We start from the raw sequence: 19,015 nt of genomic DNA on the forward strand, positions 1-19,015 counted from the left end.
AATCAAGGATATTATTTGTCGGCGTTACAAATAGGATAACGTCGTCAATTTACAGTATGCATCGCTACTATCTACGTTATAGATGGTTGAATAGAACTACTGGGGGAACAATTAATTTTTAAACATAAGTCAATCGCCATATCAGTAATATTTATTACTGATGGGATAGTATTTGGTATATCGAAGGATATGCATCTGGAATTTTCTTCCGGCAGCCTCCTTCATGCGTATACTCATCAGTCAGCATTGTTAACAACAAATTTTCTATGAATACACAAACTCAAACGTTAACTCGAAAGAAACACTTTTTCCCATTTTGCCTATCCGATGAGGAAATGCAATATCCGATGGAGGTCTTTTATGATTTCTGCGCTCGTACAGATCTACGGAAGGAAACTCACCGCCTTGACAGGCTACTTGAAGCCATCTCTAAATCCGGATCTGAGAATAATCGAAACTGTTATGATCTGGTAGACACAGAGTATCGAAGATTAATAGAGGCTGCATTTCTGCTTACAGAAAATGTAACCAGGGAAGAAGTATCTGTAGAACGCTTCCTTGGACTATTTGCACATGAAATCAAAACGCAACTATCGGCCGCTTCATTGGCTGTTGAGTCGTTAGTTGACAGAACAGATTCCTTCTTTGCCAACAGGCCAGATGTGGCTTTTTATCTTACTACTTTACAATCTATTCTTTTCAACAGCATACATGTCTTAAAGAATATGATTAATACCGTGCATTTTCGGGAAGAATGTTTTTTCCTGAGAGCGGAAGAGACATCCTTTAAAGTAGCGGATTTCATAGATGAATGTACGATTCCGCAGCACATTTTGAATGAAAGTTTTGACAAAAACCTGATTATCGAGCTGAATGAACTGCAGGGTAAGACTATTGTAACTGATAAGATGAAGCTTGGGCAAATAATTCAAAACTTCCTTATTAATGCGTATAAACACAGTAAGGGAAAGGAGATTCAGCTAATCGGAACGGGGTCAAATGATCATGTATCATTTTCGGTTGTCAGTTATGGTCAAACCATTTCAGCAGAAGAAATTAAAAGGATTGTAAAGATTTACTATCAGGTCGAGCCGGGTAATGCAGGAAACGGATTAGGACTTTATTTATGCGAGCTATACGCGGAAATCCTGCGTGGAAATATCAAAATCACTAGCAATAAGGGCATCACAAGCTTCACAATTATCATTCCCTGTGAAGTAAGAGACTGAATATCAAAATTGTCATGGCATCGGTGTCATCTTACGCCGATGCTTTTTAAATCATTCTATAAATGTATGTTATGAAAGGCTTACCAGAATGGCACCAACAGCCACTCGCACTTACGGAAGAAGAGATTGCAGCACCAATGACTGTAATTAATGACTTCTTTTATTCCTATCCTTTACCGGAGTTCAGAGAGCATATTAAAACGCTTCTCCTGATGGCATGCAGTGATCAGGATTGTAATGCTGCTTTTAATATCATTTTCTGCGAAGATGTTACCCGTTTAATCGAATCCTGTTATCTACTAAAAAATGAAGACCATGGAAAGAATAATATCACCAGGGGCGAGTCTCTCAAGCATTAAAGACCGCCGGCATAGGCTTTATCGAATTGAAGAAGAAGATGAGCTGGAAGGAGATTTTGGCATTTCTGCGGCTGATGAAGGTGAAGTCAAGGTAAAAAAGAAACCGCGTTCCAGGAAGGCCACAAAGAAAGCAAATGATGCCGGTATCAGAATAGGGGGACCTTTTCCCATCGAAGTTGACTTTGACCATCCATACCGCCAGGTATTGATGGCATTAAAAACAAAACCTTTTCTGCTTATGGCAGGTATGTGTGGGTCCGGAAAATCGCTTTTTGCAAGAGCATTAGCGTACCAGACCTGCCCTAAACATCTTCAGGAAAATGGGAAACCCGGCAACTTTCAGATAATGGCAGTTCAGCCCAATTGGTGCGATAACGAGGATATCGTCGGCTGGACTAACAACCAAGGGAAACGCCACTTCACACCTTTTATCCATTTTCTGATAAAGGCGTGGCGGCATCCGGATGTGCCGTTTATTCTATGTCTTGACGAAATGAATCTTGCCAGGGTGGAACATTATTTTGCTGATTTCTTATCCATACTGGAAAGTCGTCAGCTTATCAATGATAAACTTGTTTCTGATGCGTTCATAGATGGGATGCAGTTAAAAGAGTGCCTAGAGAAAGATCCTCATTTTTGGGAGCAGTTAGAACTTACATTTGACGGTGACCTGCAGGCCTTCTTTCTCAATAACGGAATCATGCTGCCATCAAATCTGATTGTTATCGGTACGGCAAATATGGATGAATTTGGGCACCAATTCAGCATGAAGGTGCTGGATAGGATCATGGTTGTTGAACTAAATGGCATAGATTTCTATGGAGGGCTTACAAACACCGGCACTGATCTGGAATTTCCGGCTAGCCCCTTAAATAGCGACTATCTGTTCGGACCGTTATTGTCGGCCAAAGAAGCATACCATTCATCACCAGCTGACGGGGACCTGATTATATCAGAGCTTCAAGCTATTGATAATATATTGTCAGCATCCTCTTTTCGATTTGGTTATCGTATCAGGGATGCGGCGCTTATTTACTGCGCACATAATTCCAGAATAAATCGAAGCAAGAAGGACGATAAGTGGCTGTTTGGCTGTTTAGATGAAATTATTCTGATGAAAATACTGCCCCGAATAAACGGGAACTGGGAATCTTCACAAAAGATCATTAACGATCTGCTTCGTTTTACGAGGAACAAATATCAACGCAGTTTTAAAAGATTGTCATATATGAAGAATAGGGCGGAGGAGTCTCATTTCGTTTCTTTTTGGGGCTAATAATGGCTATTTTAGGCGGTATACTGTTTTAATATAACCAATATATGTTCTTGCAAGTAGCGAAGTTAACTTTTCTTTTTTGACAGAGAATACGTCGGAATGTGTACCTTAGATGGACCAACCTATATGCCAATCACCAATATCCTGATTATTATGACGCCAAATGTAGCAGGAAGGCATGTGTGTAAGATAACATTGTATACAGTGATTATCCTGGAATTATTTTGGCTGTTCGTGGAAACAAGGGGGGATTTCGCTAACGGTATACTTTTCTATCTGAAAGCCCAGATGAACTATATTGTATGGATCTTTTTCGCGATCTGGTTTCTTTCATCCTATTTCCTGGGGAAGATGATGGGAGGGGAGATGCTTAAAGGGCGTAACCATTTGGTTCTGGCAAGTATATATGGATTAGTAGAAGGTTTGATTTTAGTGACTTATGCGATTATAGTATTCATTACTTCGGGACAATGGAGCAATATGGTACATGCCATGCCAGAGCTCTCTTTAATGATAATTATACCTATACTGTTGCTGTGGTTGGCGGCGGCGAGTACATTAAAGCAAAAGATGAAATAGATGTCTGGAAATACCTCGACTATACTAACTCCCAAAAAAAATCTCACCATTTTAGAAATTTATCTATTTTTGTAGTGAACAATACAAAAATACCTTTCCCAAGAGAAAAGCAATAGAAATGAGAGGCAGACCCACTATATACGACAACAAAGAAGTCTTATCGAAAGCACAGAAAGTGTTCTGGGCCAAGGGGTTTACCGCTACTTCACTGGAAGATATTCTCGAAGCCACCGGTCTTGGTAGCGGCAGCTTTTACCATGCTTTTAAAGGCGGTAAAAAAGAGCTGTTCAGAAAAGCTATTCAGCAGAGGAGGGAAGCTTTTAAGCAGTTCAGGGATGAGTTGGAGCAGAGCAAAGCACCTGTTGAACTGATCAAAGACTTCTTTCGCAGTATGGCTAAAGATGACCGGGAGACACATTTATTAGGCTGTATCATCGTGAATACGGTCGTTGAAATGGCCTGCCTGGATAGTGAGCTGGAAGAGGAAGCTATTACCATCCTGAAAGAAGTAGAACAGTTCTTTACCGCCACTATCAGGAAGGCGCAGAAGAATGGTACGCTGAAGAACCAGACCAATCCGGAGATCCTTGGGCGTTACCTGATCACCCTTTGGAACGGGATGAACGTGACCCGACGCATGTACCCGGACCAGCAGATCCTCAGCAAACAGATTGAAATGCAGCTGGAAATCATCAGCTGATTTTTTTTGACCATTTTTGTAGTGATCAATACAGAAATGCATAAGCCATTCAATATCTCATACTAAATACTGGAATATATACACTTATGGATTTACAATTGAAATCAAAGACTGCTTTTGTCAGCGGATCGACACAAGGTATTGGCTTCGCTATTGCGAAACAATTACTAACCGAAGGAGCAAAGGTGATCATCAATGGAAGAACCCGGGAGAAGATCGATCTCGCACAGCGGAAGTTAAAAGAGGAAATACCAGGAGCGGATGTATCGGGTATCCCGGCGAATTTTGCTGATCCTGAAGAAGTGGATCAGCTGCTGAAAGCGTTACCGGATATCGACATCCTTGTAAATAACGTCGGTATCTTTGAACTCAGACCATTTTTCGACGTAGAAGATAGCGACTGGGCAAAGTTCTTTGAGGTGAATGTAATGAGTGGCGTGCGCCTGTCAAGGGGCTTATTGCCGAAGATGCTGAAACGTAACTGGGGCCGGGTGATTTTCATCAGCAGTGAATCCGGCATCAATATCCCTGAAAATATGATCCACTACGGGATGACCAAAACCGCTATGCTCTCCGTCAGCCGCGGATTGTCCCAACTTACGAAAAACACCGGTGTTACCGTTAACACAATCATCGGCGGACCTACCTATTCCGAAGGTGTGGGCGGTGCTGTGGAACAAATATCCGCAGCACAAGGCCGGAACGTGGAAGATGTGAAAGCTGACCTGATAAAGGCATTAAACCCTACTTCATTATTACAGCGATTTATACAACCCGAAGAGATCGCACATCTTGCAACATATCTTTCCAGCCCTCTTTCAGTTGCCACTAATGGTGCGGCCCTGCGTGCAGATGGAGGTGTGCTAAATACCATTCTCTAAAGGAACAGCGAACAAGGAACAGGCTGTCTCAAAATTCAGACAGCCTGTTTTTATTTGGATGTATGGGCGGGCTGGGGCATCATTATATTCCCCGGGGTTTGCAACCCCGGGCTACAAACAAAAAGACCCCTAACGGGGTCTATTAAAGCGAATGATCGCGTTATAATGTGCTACACCGTCTCCTTTGCCTGCAACAAAGCCCTATACCCCAGCTCCGCACCTCCGCTCACATGCATCACATGCCCGGTAATAAACCGTGCTTTATCAGAAGCAAGGAAAACACAGGCGTCTGCAATGACATCCCCTTCAGGACAATAACCCAGGGGATGGATGGCATTCATATATTGTTCTATGCCTTGTCCGTTGTTCTGGTATTGGCCCCATTCCCGCAGCATGGGTGTCCATACACCTGCAGGTGCTACGGCATTCACGCGTATCTGAAAGGGCGCATAATCCAGCGCCATAGACTTTGTGAGCGCATTTACCGCTCCCTTACTGGCCGTATATGCGGCATGATTCTCCTGTCCGATCTCACCTACAAGACTGCTTGTATTGATAATGCATCCCCGGCTTTGTTTCAGGGCATGAATACCATATCGGGTGGTTAAGAAAATACTTTTCAGGTTGACGTTCATCACGTCATCCCATTCGGTCTCACTGGTTTCATGCAGCGGACTTGAAGGATGTGCAATACCTGCATTATTATGGATCACATCAAGTCTACCATATTTTTCCAATGTCTGCTGAATAGCGCGTTCCACGTCAACAGCTACAGAAATATCAGCCAGGATAGCGGAATGAGGTGCTCCCAGTTCAGCAATGGCGGATGCCAGTGAAACGGGGTCATTGGACAGGATCACTACGGTAGCCCCGGCCTCCGCATATTTTAAGGCGCATTCAAATCCAATACCTCTGGATCCTCCAGTCAACAATATTATTTTACCGGTCAAAAGTTGCATGCGTAGTTATTTTGTACTTGAATGGTCTGCTATTTAAAAATGATATACAGTACGATCATTACCAGCAGTAACAGCGCTGATAAGATCTTATAGTTGCCAGGTCCTTTCCAGCCCTTGTCCTGCAAGGGTTCTCCGGGCGATTTCCAATACAGTGTTCCGCTTACTGCGGTATGCTGCATCGGATAGCGCAGGGAGAAAAATACCTGGATGATACAACAGGCAACAAAAAGATAAAACGCCATCATCAGGAAGGGGATCTCTTTCAGCGGTGTATATGGGTACAATTTATTGACAGTATATACCGCGGCACCGAGTAAAGATCCCACCAGTAAGGTGATCTGCGCGGCCTTTGCGGACGCTTTCTTCCAGAAGATGCCAAAAAGGAATACACAGGTGATGGGCGGTGCAATATGTGAGATGATATCATTCACCCCATTGAAAAGGCTGCTATAACTGTTCAGCAATGGCAGGAGCAGGATAGAAAGCACTAAGGCAATACCTGCAGATATACGCCCCATACGTACCAGTTCCTTCTCATCGGCAGCGGGTTTGAAGCGCTTGTACAGATCAAAGCTGACCAGTGTGGAAATGGAGTTTAATGCGCCCGATACCTGACTCATTAAGCCCGACAGCAATGCCGCTATTATAATCCCCACCAGACCTGTCGGCACCAGCTGGGTGATCATCAGGGTATAGATACCCTTGCTGTTCACTGCAGGCTTGCCGAAAGCATCGACATACTGAATAGCACTGATATCCAATAATCCCTTTTGCGCCAGTGTACTGGCTAGTAATCCCGGTAGTATGAAAATGAACAGGGGCAGTATTTTGATAAATCCGCAGAACAGCGCACCGGTCCTGGCATGGTTCTCGTCTTTCGCGCCAAGTACTCGTTGTACGATTGTCTGATCGGCGCACCAGTACCAGATACCCAGTACCGGATATCCCAGGAATACAGCATACCAGGGCAACTGACTACCATCGCCGGAGGGGCGCAACATCTTCAGTTTATGTAATTGCTGGTGTTCCTGGAGCGTGGCTATCATCGCGTCCCATCCACCCATTTTATGCAGGCAGACGATAGTAATGATCACCGCGCCTGTTACCAGCACGATCGTCTGAATGCTTTCAGTCACCACTACTGCACGTAGCCCTCCAATGATCGTATAGATAGCTGTGATCACCGCAATAACGGTGACGCTGGTATACATATCAATGCCCAACAAGGTTTCCAGTACAATACCGCCTGTGAGCAGCGAAAAGGCAATATGGATGGTGATGGCGGAGATGATCGAGATGAAGGTCAGCCAGTCCCTGCAGGCACGGTTATAGCGCTTCTCTAGAAAATCGGGTAAGGTACTCACACCGCTGCGGATATAGAAGGGCGCAAAGAATAAGGCGAGCAGGATGAGCGTAAAAGCGGCCATCCACTCAAAATTACCACTGAGCAGTCCTTCGTCAAATCCGCTTTGCGCCAGGCTAACCAGATGGAGGCAGGAGATATTGGTGGCGAATAATGCCATGCCGATCATGGGCCAGCGTAATGATTTGCCGGCCAGGAAATAATCATTGGAGGCACTTGCTTCCTTCTTCTTTTTCAAGCCCGCCCAGAGGCCTATACTGACGATTGCCACGATGTACAGGGCACTGATAATGATATCCGGCGTTTTTATCATAGGAACTTGTATTAAATAATGAGATCACAGCTGCTGCCCGGTTCCTGTGGTGTCTGATAGACGCCTCCCCGGATACTCACAGGATGTCTGAAGTGTTGCTGCAGGTGTGGGATATGCTCCAGGAACAGCGCTTCATTCCCTAAAGCAATATGGTTGAACAACACAAGATGCTGATGGAGCTGTCCCATATCGCCCACATGAGGTACCACAGGTACACCGAATTTGCGGCATAAGAGGCTGATAGTGATGAATTCACTGACACCGCCTACACGTACCGCATCAACCTGTATAAAACCAGCGCATTTTGTTTGCAGATAGTTTTTGAAGATGACACGGTTCGGCACATGTTCTCCCAATGCCAGTTTTATCGGCGCAATGGCAGTGGCCAGCTGATGATGTGCCAGCACATCATCAGGATGGGTAGGCTCTTCGATCCAGTAGGGATTCATATGCCGTAGCCTGCTGCAGATCTCCAACGCCTGCGGTAGTGTCCATTGCTGATTGGCATCCAGCATGATCTTTACATAGTCTCCTGCCGCTTCTCTTACCATGTTTGCCCGGCGGATGTCCCGCTCAGGATCTGCAGACCCTACTTTTAGTTTCATTGCAGTAAAACCTTCTGCCACCGCTTTTTTCACATTCTCTTTTACCTTGTCGTCGGAGTAATTGAACCAGCCAATAGAGGTATCATAGCCGGGATAACCCGCTGCAGTGATCTGCTCGCGGATGGCTCTTCCTGCATGATTCTCTTTAAGCAAGGCCAATGCTTCTTCCCTTGTCAGCTCGTCTTCCAGATAGGAGAGGTCGAGTGTGTTCAGCAAGGCTTCCGGCGACAGATCAATCAGTAGTTTCCAGAGTGGCACACCTCTTTTCTTTGCCCAGAGATCATAACAGGCATTCGTCACAGATGCCAGTGCCAGGTGCACGACGCCTTTGTGTGGCCCCAGCCAGCGGAATTGCTGTTCATTGGAGAGCTGATAAAAGAGATGACCAAAACTGGCCATCACTTCTTCTATGTCTTTCCCCTTCAGCTGTGCAGCATAGAAATCTGCTGCCTTACAAACGAGATCATTCCCTTCTCCCAATGTAAAAGCAAGTCCGGTGCCGGTGAGGCCACTGTCGTCATGTAATTGTGTGACGGCGTAAGAATAAATAGGATCACGATGAATAGCGTCACTGCCTGCTCCCTGTCCTAATGGATAGCGGACGTCCTTAGTAGATGTATGTTGTATCATTCAGCTCAGATTTTAGTGGCAGTGATCTCTTTGGTCACGCCGTTGATTTTTACTTTCACCTTCCGCGGGACAGGCGAAGTAATTTTGTAAGTAGTGACTTTACCATCTTTCCAGGCAAAGTCCACCGTGAAATTCCCGCGTGCTTTTAAGCCCTTTACGGCCCCTTCTGCCTTCCATTGATCAGGAACAGCCGGCAGCAGGTTAATAAGCCCTGCATGGCTCTGTAATAGCATTTCTGCAATACCTGCTGTAGCTCCGAAGTTGCCATCTATCTGGAACGGAGGGCCCGCAGATAACATGTTCTGGTATACGCCACCACCTGCGCCATAGTTGATATCAGTTCTGGCTGTTGGTTTCAGCAGTTCCCTCAGCAGTTTGAATGAGCGGTTGCCATCCTGCAGTCTTGCCCAGAATAACAGTTTGTAGGCAATCGTCCAGCTGGGACCATCATCGCCTCTCACTTCCAGCGTCTTCTTTGCTGCTGCTGCGAGATCGGGTGTGTTTTCTGCAGTGATCAATGAGGCAGGATACAATCCCCAGAGATGGGAAATATGCCTGTGCTGCGGATCGGTCTCTTTGTAATCTTCCAGCCATTCCATGATCCTGCCGTCTTTGGAGATCACACCAGGAGGCGGCAACAGGGCCAGCTTTTGCTGTAATTCTCTCCTGAATGCACTGTCTTTACCCAGGGTAGCTGATGCACTGATCACATTGTTGAACAGGTCACGCACGATCTGGTTATCAATAGTAGCGCCGATACAAATGCTGGCATGTTTGCCATTCGGTAAATAGAATGCATTCTCCGGAGAAGACGATGGAGACATTACCAGCCAGCCGGTTTTTTCGTCTTTTATCAGCAGGCTGTTATAAAATACTGCTGATTCTTTTATCACAGGATAGATGTCTGCCAGGTAATGTTTGTCATTGGTATACGCATAATGCTCCCACAGGTTGTTGCAGAGCCATCCCGAACCGGACTTCGTTGCTCCCCAGGAGGCACTTTCTCCGGGTTCTGTAAAGCCCCATATATTGGTGATCACATGCGCTACCCAACCTGGTGCGTTATAGTAGGCACGGGCCGTTCTTTTACCAGGTTCCACTAATCCCTTTACCAGTGATGCCAGTGGCAGGTTCAGTTCTGAAAGATTAGATACCTCTACCGGCCAGTGATTCATCTGTACATTCACGTCGAGGTGATAATCGCCGTTCCATGGCGTCTGTACCTGGTTGGCCCAGAGTCCCTGTAAATTCGGTGGTAGCAGTCCGGGTCTTGTGCTGGAGATCAGCAGGTAACGGCCAAACTGGTAAAAGAGCACAGGCAGTTCTTTGTCAGCGGCTGAGTTGTTGTAAAAGTCCGCCAGCCTTTTGTCTGTTGTCAGTGTACTGGCGCTGCCTTTCCCTAAACTTAGTTGTACTCTGTTAAACAGTTTACCGTAGTTACCGAGATGCTGTTTTCGCTGGATAGCATAAGGCTTCTTCATGGCAGTTGCCAGTGTCTGACTAATCTTCTTTTTAAAGTCAGGGTTCCTGAAATCCGTACCGGCAGCTACATACAGGATAATCTCCGTAGCATTCCTGATGACCAGTGCATTCCCATCCGTACTGATCACACCGTCTTTTGCACTTGCTTTTACAGTGGCCTGGTATTGCATGCCTTTACCATCTGTGCCATTATCCAGTTGTCCGTATAGTTCCAGTGCATTGCCGGTAGTACGGGTAGCAGCTCTTTCGGGTCTGGTCATCGTCACGCGACAGCTAAGTTTTCCCGGTTGATCTGCCGTCAGGCGGATCATTCCCAGGTCATCTCCGAAGCTGCTGAAGTATTCGCGGCGGTAAGTAACACCATCAGCTTTATAGCTGCAGGTAGCGATCGCCTTATCCAGTGACAGTGTTCTTTCATACTGTTCAGGGGTACCATTACCTGCGCCTTCAAATTGCAGCTGTAATTCTCCTAATACCTGGTAACAGCCAAAAGGTACACTACCCGAGCCCTTGCCGGTACAGATGAAGTCTTTGTCCATCAGCGCCTGCGCCTCATCATTCCGGCCTTCTTTCAGCAACTGCCTGATGCGGGGTAGTTGCTTGTAAGCCTCATAGTTGTTGGCATCCTGCGGTGCGCCCGACCAGAGTGTGATATCGTTCAGAACGATCTTCTCTGCAGCAATACCGCCATCAGGCATCATACCTAAACGACCATTACCAAGGGGCAGGGTTTCCTCCCATACCTTTGCCGGTTTATCATACCTTAATTCCAATGTGTTGCTTTGTGCCGTGCAAAATGCTGCCGGCAAGGCTGCAACAATAACTGTGATAATACTTCTGCTGAAAAACATCATTAGACCTGTAACTTGTGATAATAATTATTCCTTATTCCAGAACGTGAGTTCTGACATGTTTACATAATTGTTTTCGCCATTGGCATTGTGCAGTACCCTGATACGGATGTAACGCACCGGTGGCGGATTGCTCATCAACGTTGTTTTATAAGGCGCATTGCCATTGTCTGTCCTGACCACTTCTTTCAACAATGTCCATCCTTTTGACTGCATGGCTGCCTTCCAGCCTCCGTCACGGGAATCCAGTTCCGGTACCGCGTTCGTGATATCTGCAATACCCCATACTTCAAACTGATCAGGATTATTACAACAATCCCTGCCTGTTTCTTCTATCATGCCCAGATTATTGTATACTTTACCCATATCAAAACTAAGCACCCTTGGCATACCGCTATTACCGTCGCTGTGGAATATATTCGGATAGCCCTGCGGCCCCACAGATCCATCCCATAACTTACTCACACGGGTATCAGACTGGTAGATTCCCATATCTCCATAAAGGCTCAGTTCACTGAAGATGCTTTTGTCGCATTGTACCTGTCTGAAGATAGTAGGAAAAGTATCATTCTGCAGGGTGTAGAACGTATCCAGTGCGCCCGCTACAGGAATATAAGAAGACTTATACACTACCGGTGTACCGAATTTATAATCCGTCAGTTTAAGCGAATCTACATCAGGCAATAATGATACCTGCACTGTCTGACCATCCTTGGCGGTGTACTTCAGCATCGTGTTGATGTTGATCGTATCCGGTGTGGAGAAGCGGATGATAACGGAGCTGTCTTCGTTAATGGTATAAGGATTCTCCGGATTGCTCAACCTGTTATTGAGCGTGGCTGTATACACCGTGCCATATACCTTTGCATTACTGATCTCTGTAGCGACAGATCTGTTGCCTTTTGCATCATAAGAGTATATGACGAATGAGTACACGTATTCTGATAAGCCGGATATAGTACACCTGACAGTATCGCTGGTATTGTGTGTAGTGGAATTGATCGTGAGGGAATCGGCTTTATTATTCCAGTACACGGTATACTTCACAACACTGGGATCGGGACTGGGCTGCCAGATCAGCTGCAGCCGGCTATTACCGGGCAATACTTTTGCGTTGGTTATCGCGCCGGGGTAGACCAGTTCTTCGCCTCCCAGGAAATCACGGTAATCAGTCGGTTTCTTACTGCATGCCAACATCACGATGAAGCAGGCGAGCAGGTATATTTTGTTTGTATGATAGTGTTTCATTTTTCTGCCGTTTAAGGTGTTATTATCTCGGATCTCCCCAGAAGCTCAGCTCTGTCACGTTGAAAAAGTTATTTGTCTGCGCCATATTGGACAGGCATTCGAAGCGCATATACCTTACCTTGGGTAGATTCAGCGGGAAGTTGTAGCTGAAGCCAGCATTCCAGAATGCCAGGTCTGCACTGGTATACTGCGGATTAGGCAGTTTAGATGGCTTGCCTGGTGCATCGAACACACCCAGGTTGATCCAGCCATTAGGTGTACGGCCACCTACGGGAGGAAGGTTGTTTTCATCAGGCATGGTCTCGTCTACCGGCTGATCTTCCCGTCCCCACAATACCCAACGCTGCGGTGCGCCCGCCTGCCATAACCAGTTGCCACTGCCATCTATTCCCCTGTTCCAGATAGTATAGCGGCTTAACCTGGCTGCCTTACCCATATCAAAGGTGATCACTGCCGGCCATACCAATGGCTGGATAGGCTGTTCTGTATGATAACCGGGCGATTGTGCAGTACCATTCCAGAGATACTGGATTTCCCATCCAAAGCCGGTTCTGGCATCTGTACCCAAGCGATAGGCCTGGAATAGCGACTTGTCCATCAGTGCCTCAAATACAGGTGTAATGCTAGAAAACAGTGTATCAGAGATATTACCCCACTGGTCTGTAATATATACCCCGAATTGATGCGGGATTGTATCATACCCTCTGAGGCTGAATGAAATGCTATCTTCATCAGTATAATTCTGTGCGATGATCTGGTACTTATTAGTCGCATCAGGCGCAACCGTGATGATACCCAGGGCCGCATTGGTCTTATTGATACAGGTAATGTTCACACCGCCGAAATCCTGCTGCATATTCACCGTAGGGCGTGCCAGCAGGTAGGGAGGTGTGTCCGGATGTACGGTTACTGTTACCGGCTCAGAAGATACCTGTGCACGGCTTACCGTACGTAGTATCACTTCATAGTCCTGGCTTTTCGCAAAGCCACTTACCGTGATGCTATCAGAGTAATAGGAGGACTTTGCCTGCCTGCTTGTCTTATCGTTGATCTTATACTCTGCCTGTACATACAGGATATTAGGTGAGTTAGGCAGTTTATAAGTGATATATGCGCCTCCATTGAAATTCACCACTTTCACATCTGTCACTACACCGGGTTTCGTCATATCGGTGGAGACGATTTCGTTATAACCATCCAGTCTTTTGCAGGACAGTGGCAGCAGGGCCACGATCATCAGCAGTAGTAAAAATTGATGTATATGATGCTTGCTGTATTTCATACGTGATAATTAATATGGTAGATGGATATGCTGCGTTTACCAATAAAGCGTTTGCACCAGGTTAGGATTGGTCAGCAGATCATAATCCTGTATCGGGTACAGGTAGTTCCTGACACCAAAGGCTGTTTGCTGTGCGATCCTTATCTGGTAATAACCTTCCGTTGTCCTGTTAAAGACATTCCAACCCAACAGCGGAGTGCTCAGCACATTCTGTAGTTCTTTCCATCTGCGCAGGTCCCAGCCAGCCTGTCCTTCGAAGGCTGTTTCAATTCTCCGTTCCTGGTGAATGATAGCCCGTAGTCCATCTTTGGAATTGTATTTATCAGGATTGCTGGAATACTGTGACCAGGATGCAACTACACCCTGCAAACCAGCTCTTTCCCTTACTTTATCAATCCATTTATATACTTCTGCACCAGGGCCATTTACCTCATTCAGGCATTCTGCATATAACAACCAGAGACCCGTCAGGCGCATGAAAGGCCAGGAGTAATTCTGCTGCACACTGTTTTGTCCGAAGGTGGTTTGATAAGGCACCAGTTTCTTCGCCCAATAACCTGTTGCGTTATAACGCAGTTGATCGGGAGGTGCGGCAAAGCCATTCACCGCGTTCACGTAATTCGGATTATTATCATCCAGGTTACCCGATCCGAACCATACACTACCGTCAAAAGCAACATCGGCATAATAACGAGGCTCCCTGTTAAAGTTGCCCTTCACAGTAGTATATCCCTTCTTGATGTAGTACGCATGAGCATCGTCGCCCGCCTGTAGTTTATAACGGTTCTTATAGTCCCAGAGCCTGTCTTCATTGATAGGTACACCATTGCTGCTATAAAAGAGTTCTGACTGTCCGATAGGAACGGATAAGTTAGAATACACGGCAAACACATTGGCGGCTGCTTCTGCTGTTACACGTGGAGAGGCCATATACTGCCATCCGAACTGCGGATTGAGCGTCCATACCTGTTCAGAATTCCAGCTATCAACAAATGCGCCCTGTATGGTAAGCATCCTGCGTGTAATGTCGGACAGGTGTACAACACCTCCGGAGATTCTCAGCTGATACAGGTCGGCCCCTGCAGACGTTGCAGCATCAATAGCTTCCTTGCAGGCGTTCATGGCACGTTCCCACTTCTTATCATCATATTCGGAAGCAAACAATCTGGTGCCGTCACCCCGCTTCATGGAAGCATAATCGGGGTTGCCGTTAAACAGCGGACTTGCCTGTGTAACGAGTACTTCCGCCTTTACAGCCTTTGCAATGGTACCACTGATGCGGCCCTGTTCTGCAGCCAGGTTCTGGATCACAGGCGGCAGATCAACGATCGCTTCGTCGAGCAGTCTTATTACATAGCTAAAGCAGGAGTCTACAGGTTGTTGTTTGATCCTTACTTCATCGATAGATGCATTTACCGGAAGGTTTACATCTACGATAGGAATAGGGCCATACATCCGGATCAGCCAGTAGTGAAAATATGCCTTCAGGAACTTAGCTTCCGCGTTCCATCTTTTGCGTTGGAACTCCGGCAGATCGAGTGCGATGTGTGAGTTCTCGAGGAAGATGTTACACCTCCGGATGGCCTGCCACATATTGAGGCCCATGTTATAACCATCCCAGAAGTTCAGCACGGGATTGGCACTGTTCTGCAGACCACGTATGATACTGAAACCGGCATCGCCACCGGGGCCGCCAAGCGTGCTCTGATCCTGCAGGGGATAAGGAAACATGATCTCGCCTGATGTAGTAAAACCAGCATTCCTGCGGATGTCTGCCAGCATTTGCAGAGGGGCATAACAGCCGAATAAATAGGCCTGCGTTTCATTGGCATTGGCGAAAGCGCTTTCCAGTGTAGCAACGTCGTCGGGTACGACGTCCAGATACTTCTTACAGGAAGGTTGTATGAATATAGACAGGCAGGTGACTGCACAGAGTAGTTGTTTTGTAATGGATCGCATAAGTAATCGTTTACGTTACTTTCGTTAAAAATTGACATTAGCTCCGAAATTGAGCACCTTCTGAATAGGGTAGCTGAATCCCTGGCCCGCCTGCTCAGGATCCCAGAGCTTGAAGTGGCTGAAGGTGAACAGATTGAGTCCACTGAAATACACACGCATGCTGGAGAGGTACAGGTGTTTGGCAAGAGACTTTGGCAACGTATAACCTATTTCCACTGATTTCAAACGCATAAAGCTACCATCTCTCAGCCACCAGGTGCTCTGTTGTTGGTTGTTCAGGATATCAGTAGTGGATAGGCGTGGCCATAATGCATAGAGGTGTTGGTTCTCTTCAGACCAGTGGTCATCCGCATACGCTTTTAAGATCTGCGCATTGTTCACAAATGGTGCAGTACCATATTTTCCCCAGTACCTGTCGTCTTCGGATGTGGCATTGATGAAGAAAGATTCCCTGGCCAGTCCCTGGAAAAAGGCATTCAGGTCGAAGTTTTTATAGCCCATTGAGAAGCCAAATCCATAAATGATCTGTGGTGTAGTTGGAAGACCGATAGGTACCTGGTCGTCCTGGTTGATGATACCATCTTTGTTGACGTCCCTGTATTTAATGTCGCCACCGATCGGCAATGGAGAAGAGCCGAACAACTGCGTCGGAGAGTTAGCCGCTTCTTTATCATCTACAAACAATCTTTCCGCGATATATCCGAATGGCTGATTAATAGGTCTGCCTTTTTGGAAGCGGTAGGCGTATTTATATTGCGGTTCTTCAAAACGGCCATAATGGTTGGCAGTCACTGTCAGGTTACCCAGTACGGATGCCCACAGTTGTTTTGTGATGTTCTGTTTATAGTTGATATTCAGATCAAGTCCTTTGGCATAAGCGGTGCCCACATTGGATTTCACAGTTGCTTCAAGACCGTTTGTAACAGGGATATATCCGCGTTTCTGCAGGATGTTGTACCTGTATTCATGGTAGATCTCTGCGGTGATGTTCAGCTGGTGAAATAAGGTGATCTCTGCCGCCAGGTTAGCTTTACGGGCCGTTTCCCAGGTTACGCCAGGATTAGGATAGTTCTGAATAGTGGTACCGTACATCTTCACGCTATTGTTGGTCCCAAAAACAGCATATATCCCATTCACGTCATCAGGCGTTACGTTGGACAGATAGTAGAAACGTGTGTTGTCAATGTTGTCATTTCCCACAAGACCATAACTACCTCTCAGTTTCAGCCTTGTAACGACGTCGGAGATGCCTCCTTTCCAGAATTTCTCATTAGAGATCACCCAGCCTGCACCAACGGTAGGGAAGAAGCCCCAGCGGTATTGGGTAGAGAAACGTTCGGAACCATTATATCCGAAGTTGAATTCGACATAATACTTACCGGCGAAGGAATAGGTGGCCCTGCCTGCCAGTCCGAGATTACGGTAAGGCAGTGAATACTGTAAGGATGGCTGGTGCGTATTGGGATCATCCGCCTCCGCATTCAGCTTTTGCTGACGCGTAGCAATGAGGGCGGCGCTGATATTGTGTTTACCGAAAGCTCTTGCATAGTCAAGGCTTCCCTGCAGGTAAAGGAATGTATTCATATCCTTTTTACCTGGATAGTAGCTGAGGAATTCCTGTGCACCTCCCGGCTGATTGTTCAGCCAGTTAAGGGTGTAGGTGTTGTTGGTCTGGTCATAACTTCCCACATCGTAATAGAAAGGTTTGTATGCTCTTCTCAGATCAAAATAAGCGTACCTGTTAGTGCTGAACAGACCATGAAATGCCAGTCCTTCGGTGACGAAGTTCAGGTTCTGGTTTACTTCAAACTGGGCAGAGATCTTGGATTCAGAGAATGATTTATAACCATACATCAGGGAAGCATATGGATTGTTTTGCAGTCCGCCTGTAGTACTGAGCGAGTTACCGAACAGAATATGTTTGGTCAGCAGGTTGGCACTATCCGCAGGAAAAAATGCCGGAAAGGCTACAGGACTGGTATGCAGCGCCCTGTCGTACATATCACTGGCGAAGCCGGACTGGTCATCGGTGATAGGTCCGGTGTATTCATTGAAATTTCCCCAGAGACGAACTACTGCTTCTGTGGTTTTGGTCAGTTTAACGTTGACGTTGGAACGTAGCTGGTAGTTCTCGAACTTCATGGAGGAATTGAAGTTATTGACAGGGTTTACCTGCAGGATGCCGTTGTCTTTGTCGTAAGACCCTGCTATATAATACCTTGCCGCTTCTGTACCTCCCTGTACGCTGAAATTGGCGCGTTGCGTGGTGGTCTGGTCTTTAAACAAGGTAGACATCCAGTCGACCGCCGGATACACATAAGGATTGCTGCCCGGGGCTTTGTTCATAGTCGCCTGTGTGTTGATGATCTCATTAGGCGTGTACTGTGGTGTAGCCAGTGGATTACGGGTAGTGAGCGCCTCGTTGTACAGTTTCATGTACGTAACAGGATCTGCCAGTTTCACTGTTTGTGTAGGTCGGGAGATGGAACGTTCGTAGCGAAAGTTCATGCGTGCTTTACCGGCCTTACCTTCCTTGGTAGTGACGAGTATCACGCCGTTTGCGCCCCTGGCGCCATAGAGTGCAGCGGCGCTGGCGTCTTTCAGAATGGAGAAGCTGGCAATGTCATCGACCTGCAGACGGGCGAGGTCGTTGGAACTCAGTTCAACGTTGTCTACCAGTATCAGCGGACTGGCACTGTAGCCGAAGGTAGTCACCCCACGGATAAAGAATGATGAATTGTCCAGTCCTGGTTGACCGCCACGCTGGAATGATACCATACCGGCAATCTGTCCGGCCATGGCGTTGGTAAGGTTGCTGGAAGGGATCTTCAGCGCAGAAGGATCAATACTTGTTACCGATCCTACCACCGCTTCTTTCCTTTGTTTTCTTCCATAGGCCACTACGACCACTTCTTCGGCGCTGAATGTAGCAGGTCTTAATACCAGGTTGACCACCTTCGTGTTGTGCGTTACGGATATGAACTGCTGTTCAAAGCCGACAAACGTAAACCGGAGGATGGTGCCCGGTTCTACGTCGAGCACAAACTTGCCGTTTGCATTAGTGGAAGTGGCGACGTTCTTTTTGTTTTCGGCTACAATGTTGACACCTTCAAGCTTCGCGCCTGAGGTATCTGTGACAGTTCCGGTGACGGTTAGTTTTTCGGCTTGTTGTGCCGCCGCATTGTAGGTAAAGAACGTGGATAATAGAAAAAGCAGGCATACGGATTTTAAGGCCCTGAGCCTGTTGTACGTGGAGAGGCATTCTGGCATAAACCAAGATTTAGGAAGATAGTGTGAAT

Annotated in this window: 14 protein-coding genes; 6 read left to right on the forward strand and 8 right to left on the reverse strand. The window is 46.6% G+C overall.

Annotation, left to right across the window (positions count from 1 at the left end):
• Window positions 1–266 precede the first annotated feature (266 nt).
• The 6 genes from CLV42_RS27635 to CLV42_RS27660 all read left to right on the forward strand — a co-directional run bounded on the left by CLV42_RS27635 (window position 267) and on the right by CLV42_RS27660 (window position 5,024).
• The gene (locus CLV42_RS27635) at window positions 267–1,229 is read left to right on the forward strand and encodes a sensor histidine kinase (RefSeq protein ID WP_106605177.1); all 963 of its coding nucleotides are present in this window, start codon (window positions 267–269) and stop codon (window positions 1,227–1,229) included.
• A gap of 71 nt (window positions 1,230–1,300) precedes the next feature.
• On the forward strand, window positions 1,301–1,588 hold the full coding sequence (locus CLV42_RS27640; protein WP_146154500.1) for a hypothetical protein: 288 nt from the start codon (window positions 1,301–1,303) through the stop codon (window positions 1,586–1,588).
• Window positions 1,545–2,864: an McrB family protein gene (locus CLV42_RS27645; protein ID WP_106605179.1), complete on the forward strand. Its 1,320-nt coding sequence runs from the start codon at window positions 1,545–1,547 to the stop codon at window positions 2,862–2,864. Before CLV42_RS27640 ends, CLV42_RS27645 begins: the two co-directional genes overlap by 44 nt.
• Window positions 2,865–3,334: 470 nt before the next feature.
• Window positions 3,335–3,559, forward strand: coding sequence for a hypothetical protein (locus tag CLV42_RS33745; protein WP_146154501.1), 225 nt, complete (start codon window positions 3,335–3,337; stop codon window positions 3,557–3,559).
• A gap of 2 nt (window positions 3,560–3,561) precedes the next feature.
• Window positions 3,562–4,143: a TetR/AcrR family transcriptional regulator gene (locus CLV42_RS27655; RefSeq protein WP_106605181.1), complete on the forward strand. Its 582-nt coding sequence runs from the start codon at window positions 3,562–3,564 to the stop codon at window positions 4,141–4,143.
• Window positions 4,144–4,229: 86 nt separating this feature from the next.
• Window positions 4,230–5,024, forward strand: a complete 795-nt coding sequence (locus CLV42_RS27660) for an SDR family NAD(P)-dependent oxidoreductase (protein ID WP_106605182.1) — start codon at window positions 4,230–4,232, stop codon at window positions 5,022–5,024.
• A 170-nt stretch (window positions 5,025–5,194) separates the two neighbouring features.
• Here the strand turns inward: CLV42_RS27660 and CLV42_RS27665 are convergent, their stop codons facing one another.
• The 8 genes from CLV42_RS27665 to CLV42_RS27700 are packed head-to-tail and all read right to left on the reverse strand — an operon-like array spanning window position 5,195 to window position 18,986.
• Window positions 5,195–5,983 (reverse strand): SDR family NAD(P)-dependent oxidoreductase, encoded by a 789-nt coding sequence (locus CLV42_RS27665; RefSeq protein ID WP_106605183.1) that lies wholly within the window; start codon window positions 5,981–5,983, stop codon window positions 5,195–5,197.
• A gap of 29 nt (window positions 5,984–6,012) precedes the next feature.
• A complete protein-coding gene (locus tag CLV42_RS27670) occupies window positions 6,013–7,659 on the reverse strand; it encodes a sodium:solute symporter (protein WP_106605184.1) in 1,647 nt (548 codons plus the stop codon).
• Window positions 7,660–7,670: 11 nt separating this feature from the next.
• Window positions 7,671–8,894 (reverse strand): enolase C-terminal domain-like protein, encoded by a 1,224-nt coding sequence (locus CLV42_RS27675; protein WP_106605185.1) that lies wholly within the window; start codon window positions 8,892–8,894, stop codon window positions 7,671–7,673.
• Window positions 8,895–8,899: 5 nt separating this feature from the next.
• Entirely contained in the window at window positions 8,900–11,230 is a 2,331-nt protein-coding gene (locus CLV42_RS27680) for a glycoside hydrolase family 95 protein (protein WP_106605186.1), read from the reverse strand.
• Window positions 11,231–11,254: 24 nt separating this feature from the next.
• On the reverse strand, window positions 11,255–12,475 hold the full coding sequence (locus CLV42_RS27685; protein WP_106605187.1) for a DUF4998 domain-containing protein: 1,221 nt from the start codon (window positions 12,473–12,475) through the stop codon (window positions 11,255–11,257).
• A gap of 22 nt (window positions 12,476–12,497) precedes the next feature.
• On the reverse strand, window positions 12,498–13,757 hold the full coding sequence (locus CLV42_RS27690; protein ID WP_106605188.1) for a DUF4959 domain-containing protein: 1,260 nt from the start codon (window positions 13,755–13,757) through the stop codon (window positions 12,498–12,500).
• A gap of 36 nt (window positions 13,758–13,793) precedes the next feature.
• Window positions 13,794–15,716 (reverse strand): RagB/SusD family nutrient uptake outer membrane protein, encoded by a 1,923-nt coding sequence (locus tag CLV42_RS27695; protein ID WP_106605189.1) that lies wholly within the window; start codon window positions 15,714–15,716, stop codon window positions 13,794–13,796.
• Window positions 15,717–15,740: 24 nt separating this feature from the next.
• A complete protein-coding gene (locus tag CLV42_RS27700; RefSeq protein ID WP_106605190.1) occupies window positions 15,741–18,986 on the reverse strand; it encodes a SusC/RagA family TonB-linked outer membrane protein in 3,246 nt (1,081 codons plus the stop codon).
• Between the last annotated feature and the right edge of the window lie 29 nt (window positions 18,987–19,015).

Source organism: Chitinophaga ginsengisoli (genome assembly GCF_003014595.1).
GTDB lineage: Bacteria > Bacteroidota > Bacteroidia > Chitinophagales > Chitinophagaceae > Chitinophaga > Chitinophaga ginsengisoli.

What these genes read in the sequence shown, in the direction of transcription:
- CLV42_RS27635 (WP_106605177.1), top strand. Translation starts at nt 267, where the DNA reads ATGAATACACAAACTCAAACGTTAACTCGAAAGAAACACTTTTTCCCA.
- CLV42_RS27640 (WP_146154500.1), top strand. Translation starts at nt 1,301, where the DNA reads ATGAAAGGCTTACCAGAATGGCACCAACAGCCACTCGCACTTACGGAA.
- CLV42_RS27645 (WP_106605179.1), top strand. Translation starts at nt 1,545, where the DNA reads ATGGAAAGAATAATATCACCAGGGGCGAGTCTCTCAAGCATTAAAGAC.
- CLV42_RS33745 (WP_146154501.1), top strand. Translation starts at nt 3,335, where the DNA reads ATGGAGCAATATGGTACATGCCATGCCAGAGCTCTCTTTAATGATAAT.
- CLV42_RS27655 (WP_106605181.1), top strand. Translation starts at nt 3,562, where the DNA reads ATGAGAGGCAGACCCACTATATACGACAACAAAGAAGTCTTATCGAAA.
- CLV42_RS27660 (WP_106605182.1), top strand. Translation starts at nt 4,230, where the DNA reads ATGGATTTACAATTGAAATCAAAGACTGCTTTTGTCAGCGGATCGACA.
- CLV42_RS27665 (WP_106605183.1), bottom strand. Translation starts at nt 5,983, where the DNA reads ATGCAACTTTTGACCGGTAAAATAATATTGTTGACTGGAGGATCCAGA.
- CLV42_RS27670 (WP_106605184.1), bottom strand. Translation starts at nt 7,659, where the DNA reads ATGATAAAAACGCCGGATATCATTATCAGTGCCCTGTACATCGTGGCA.
- CLV42_RS27675 (WP_106605185.1), bottom strand. Translation starts at nt 8,894, where the DNA reads ATGATACAACATACATCTACTAAGGACGTCCGCTATCCATTAGGACAG.
- CLV42_RS27680 (WP_106605186.1), bottom strand. Translation starts at nt 11,230, where the DNA reads ATGATGTTTTTCAGCAGAAGTATTATCACAGTTATTGTTGCAGCCTTG.
- CLV42_RS27685 (WP_106605187.1), bottom strand. Translation starts at nt 12,475, where the DNA reads ATGAAACACTATCATACAAACAAAATATACCTGCTCGCCTGCTTCATC.
- CLV42_RS27690 (WP_106605188.1), bottom strand. Translation starts at nt 13,757, where the DNA reads ATGAAATACAGCAAGCATCATATACATCAATTTTTACTACTGCTGATG.
- CLV42_RS27695 (WP_106605189.1), bottom strand. Translation starts at nt 15,716, where the DNA reads ATGCGATCCATTACAAAACAACTACTCTGTGCAGTCACCTGCCTGTCT.
- CLV42_RS27700 (WP_106605190.1), bottom strand. Translation starts at nt 18,986, where the DNA reads ATGCCAGAATGCCTCTCCACGTACAACAGGCTCAGGGCCTTAAAATCC.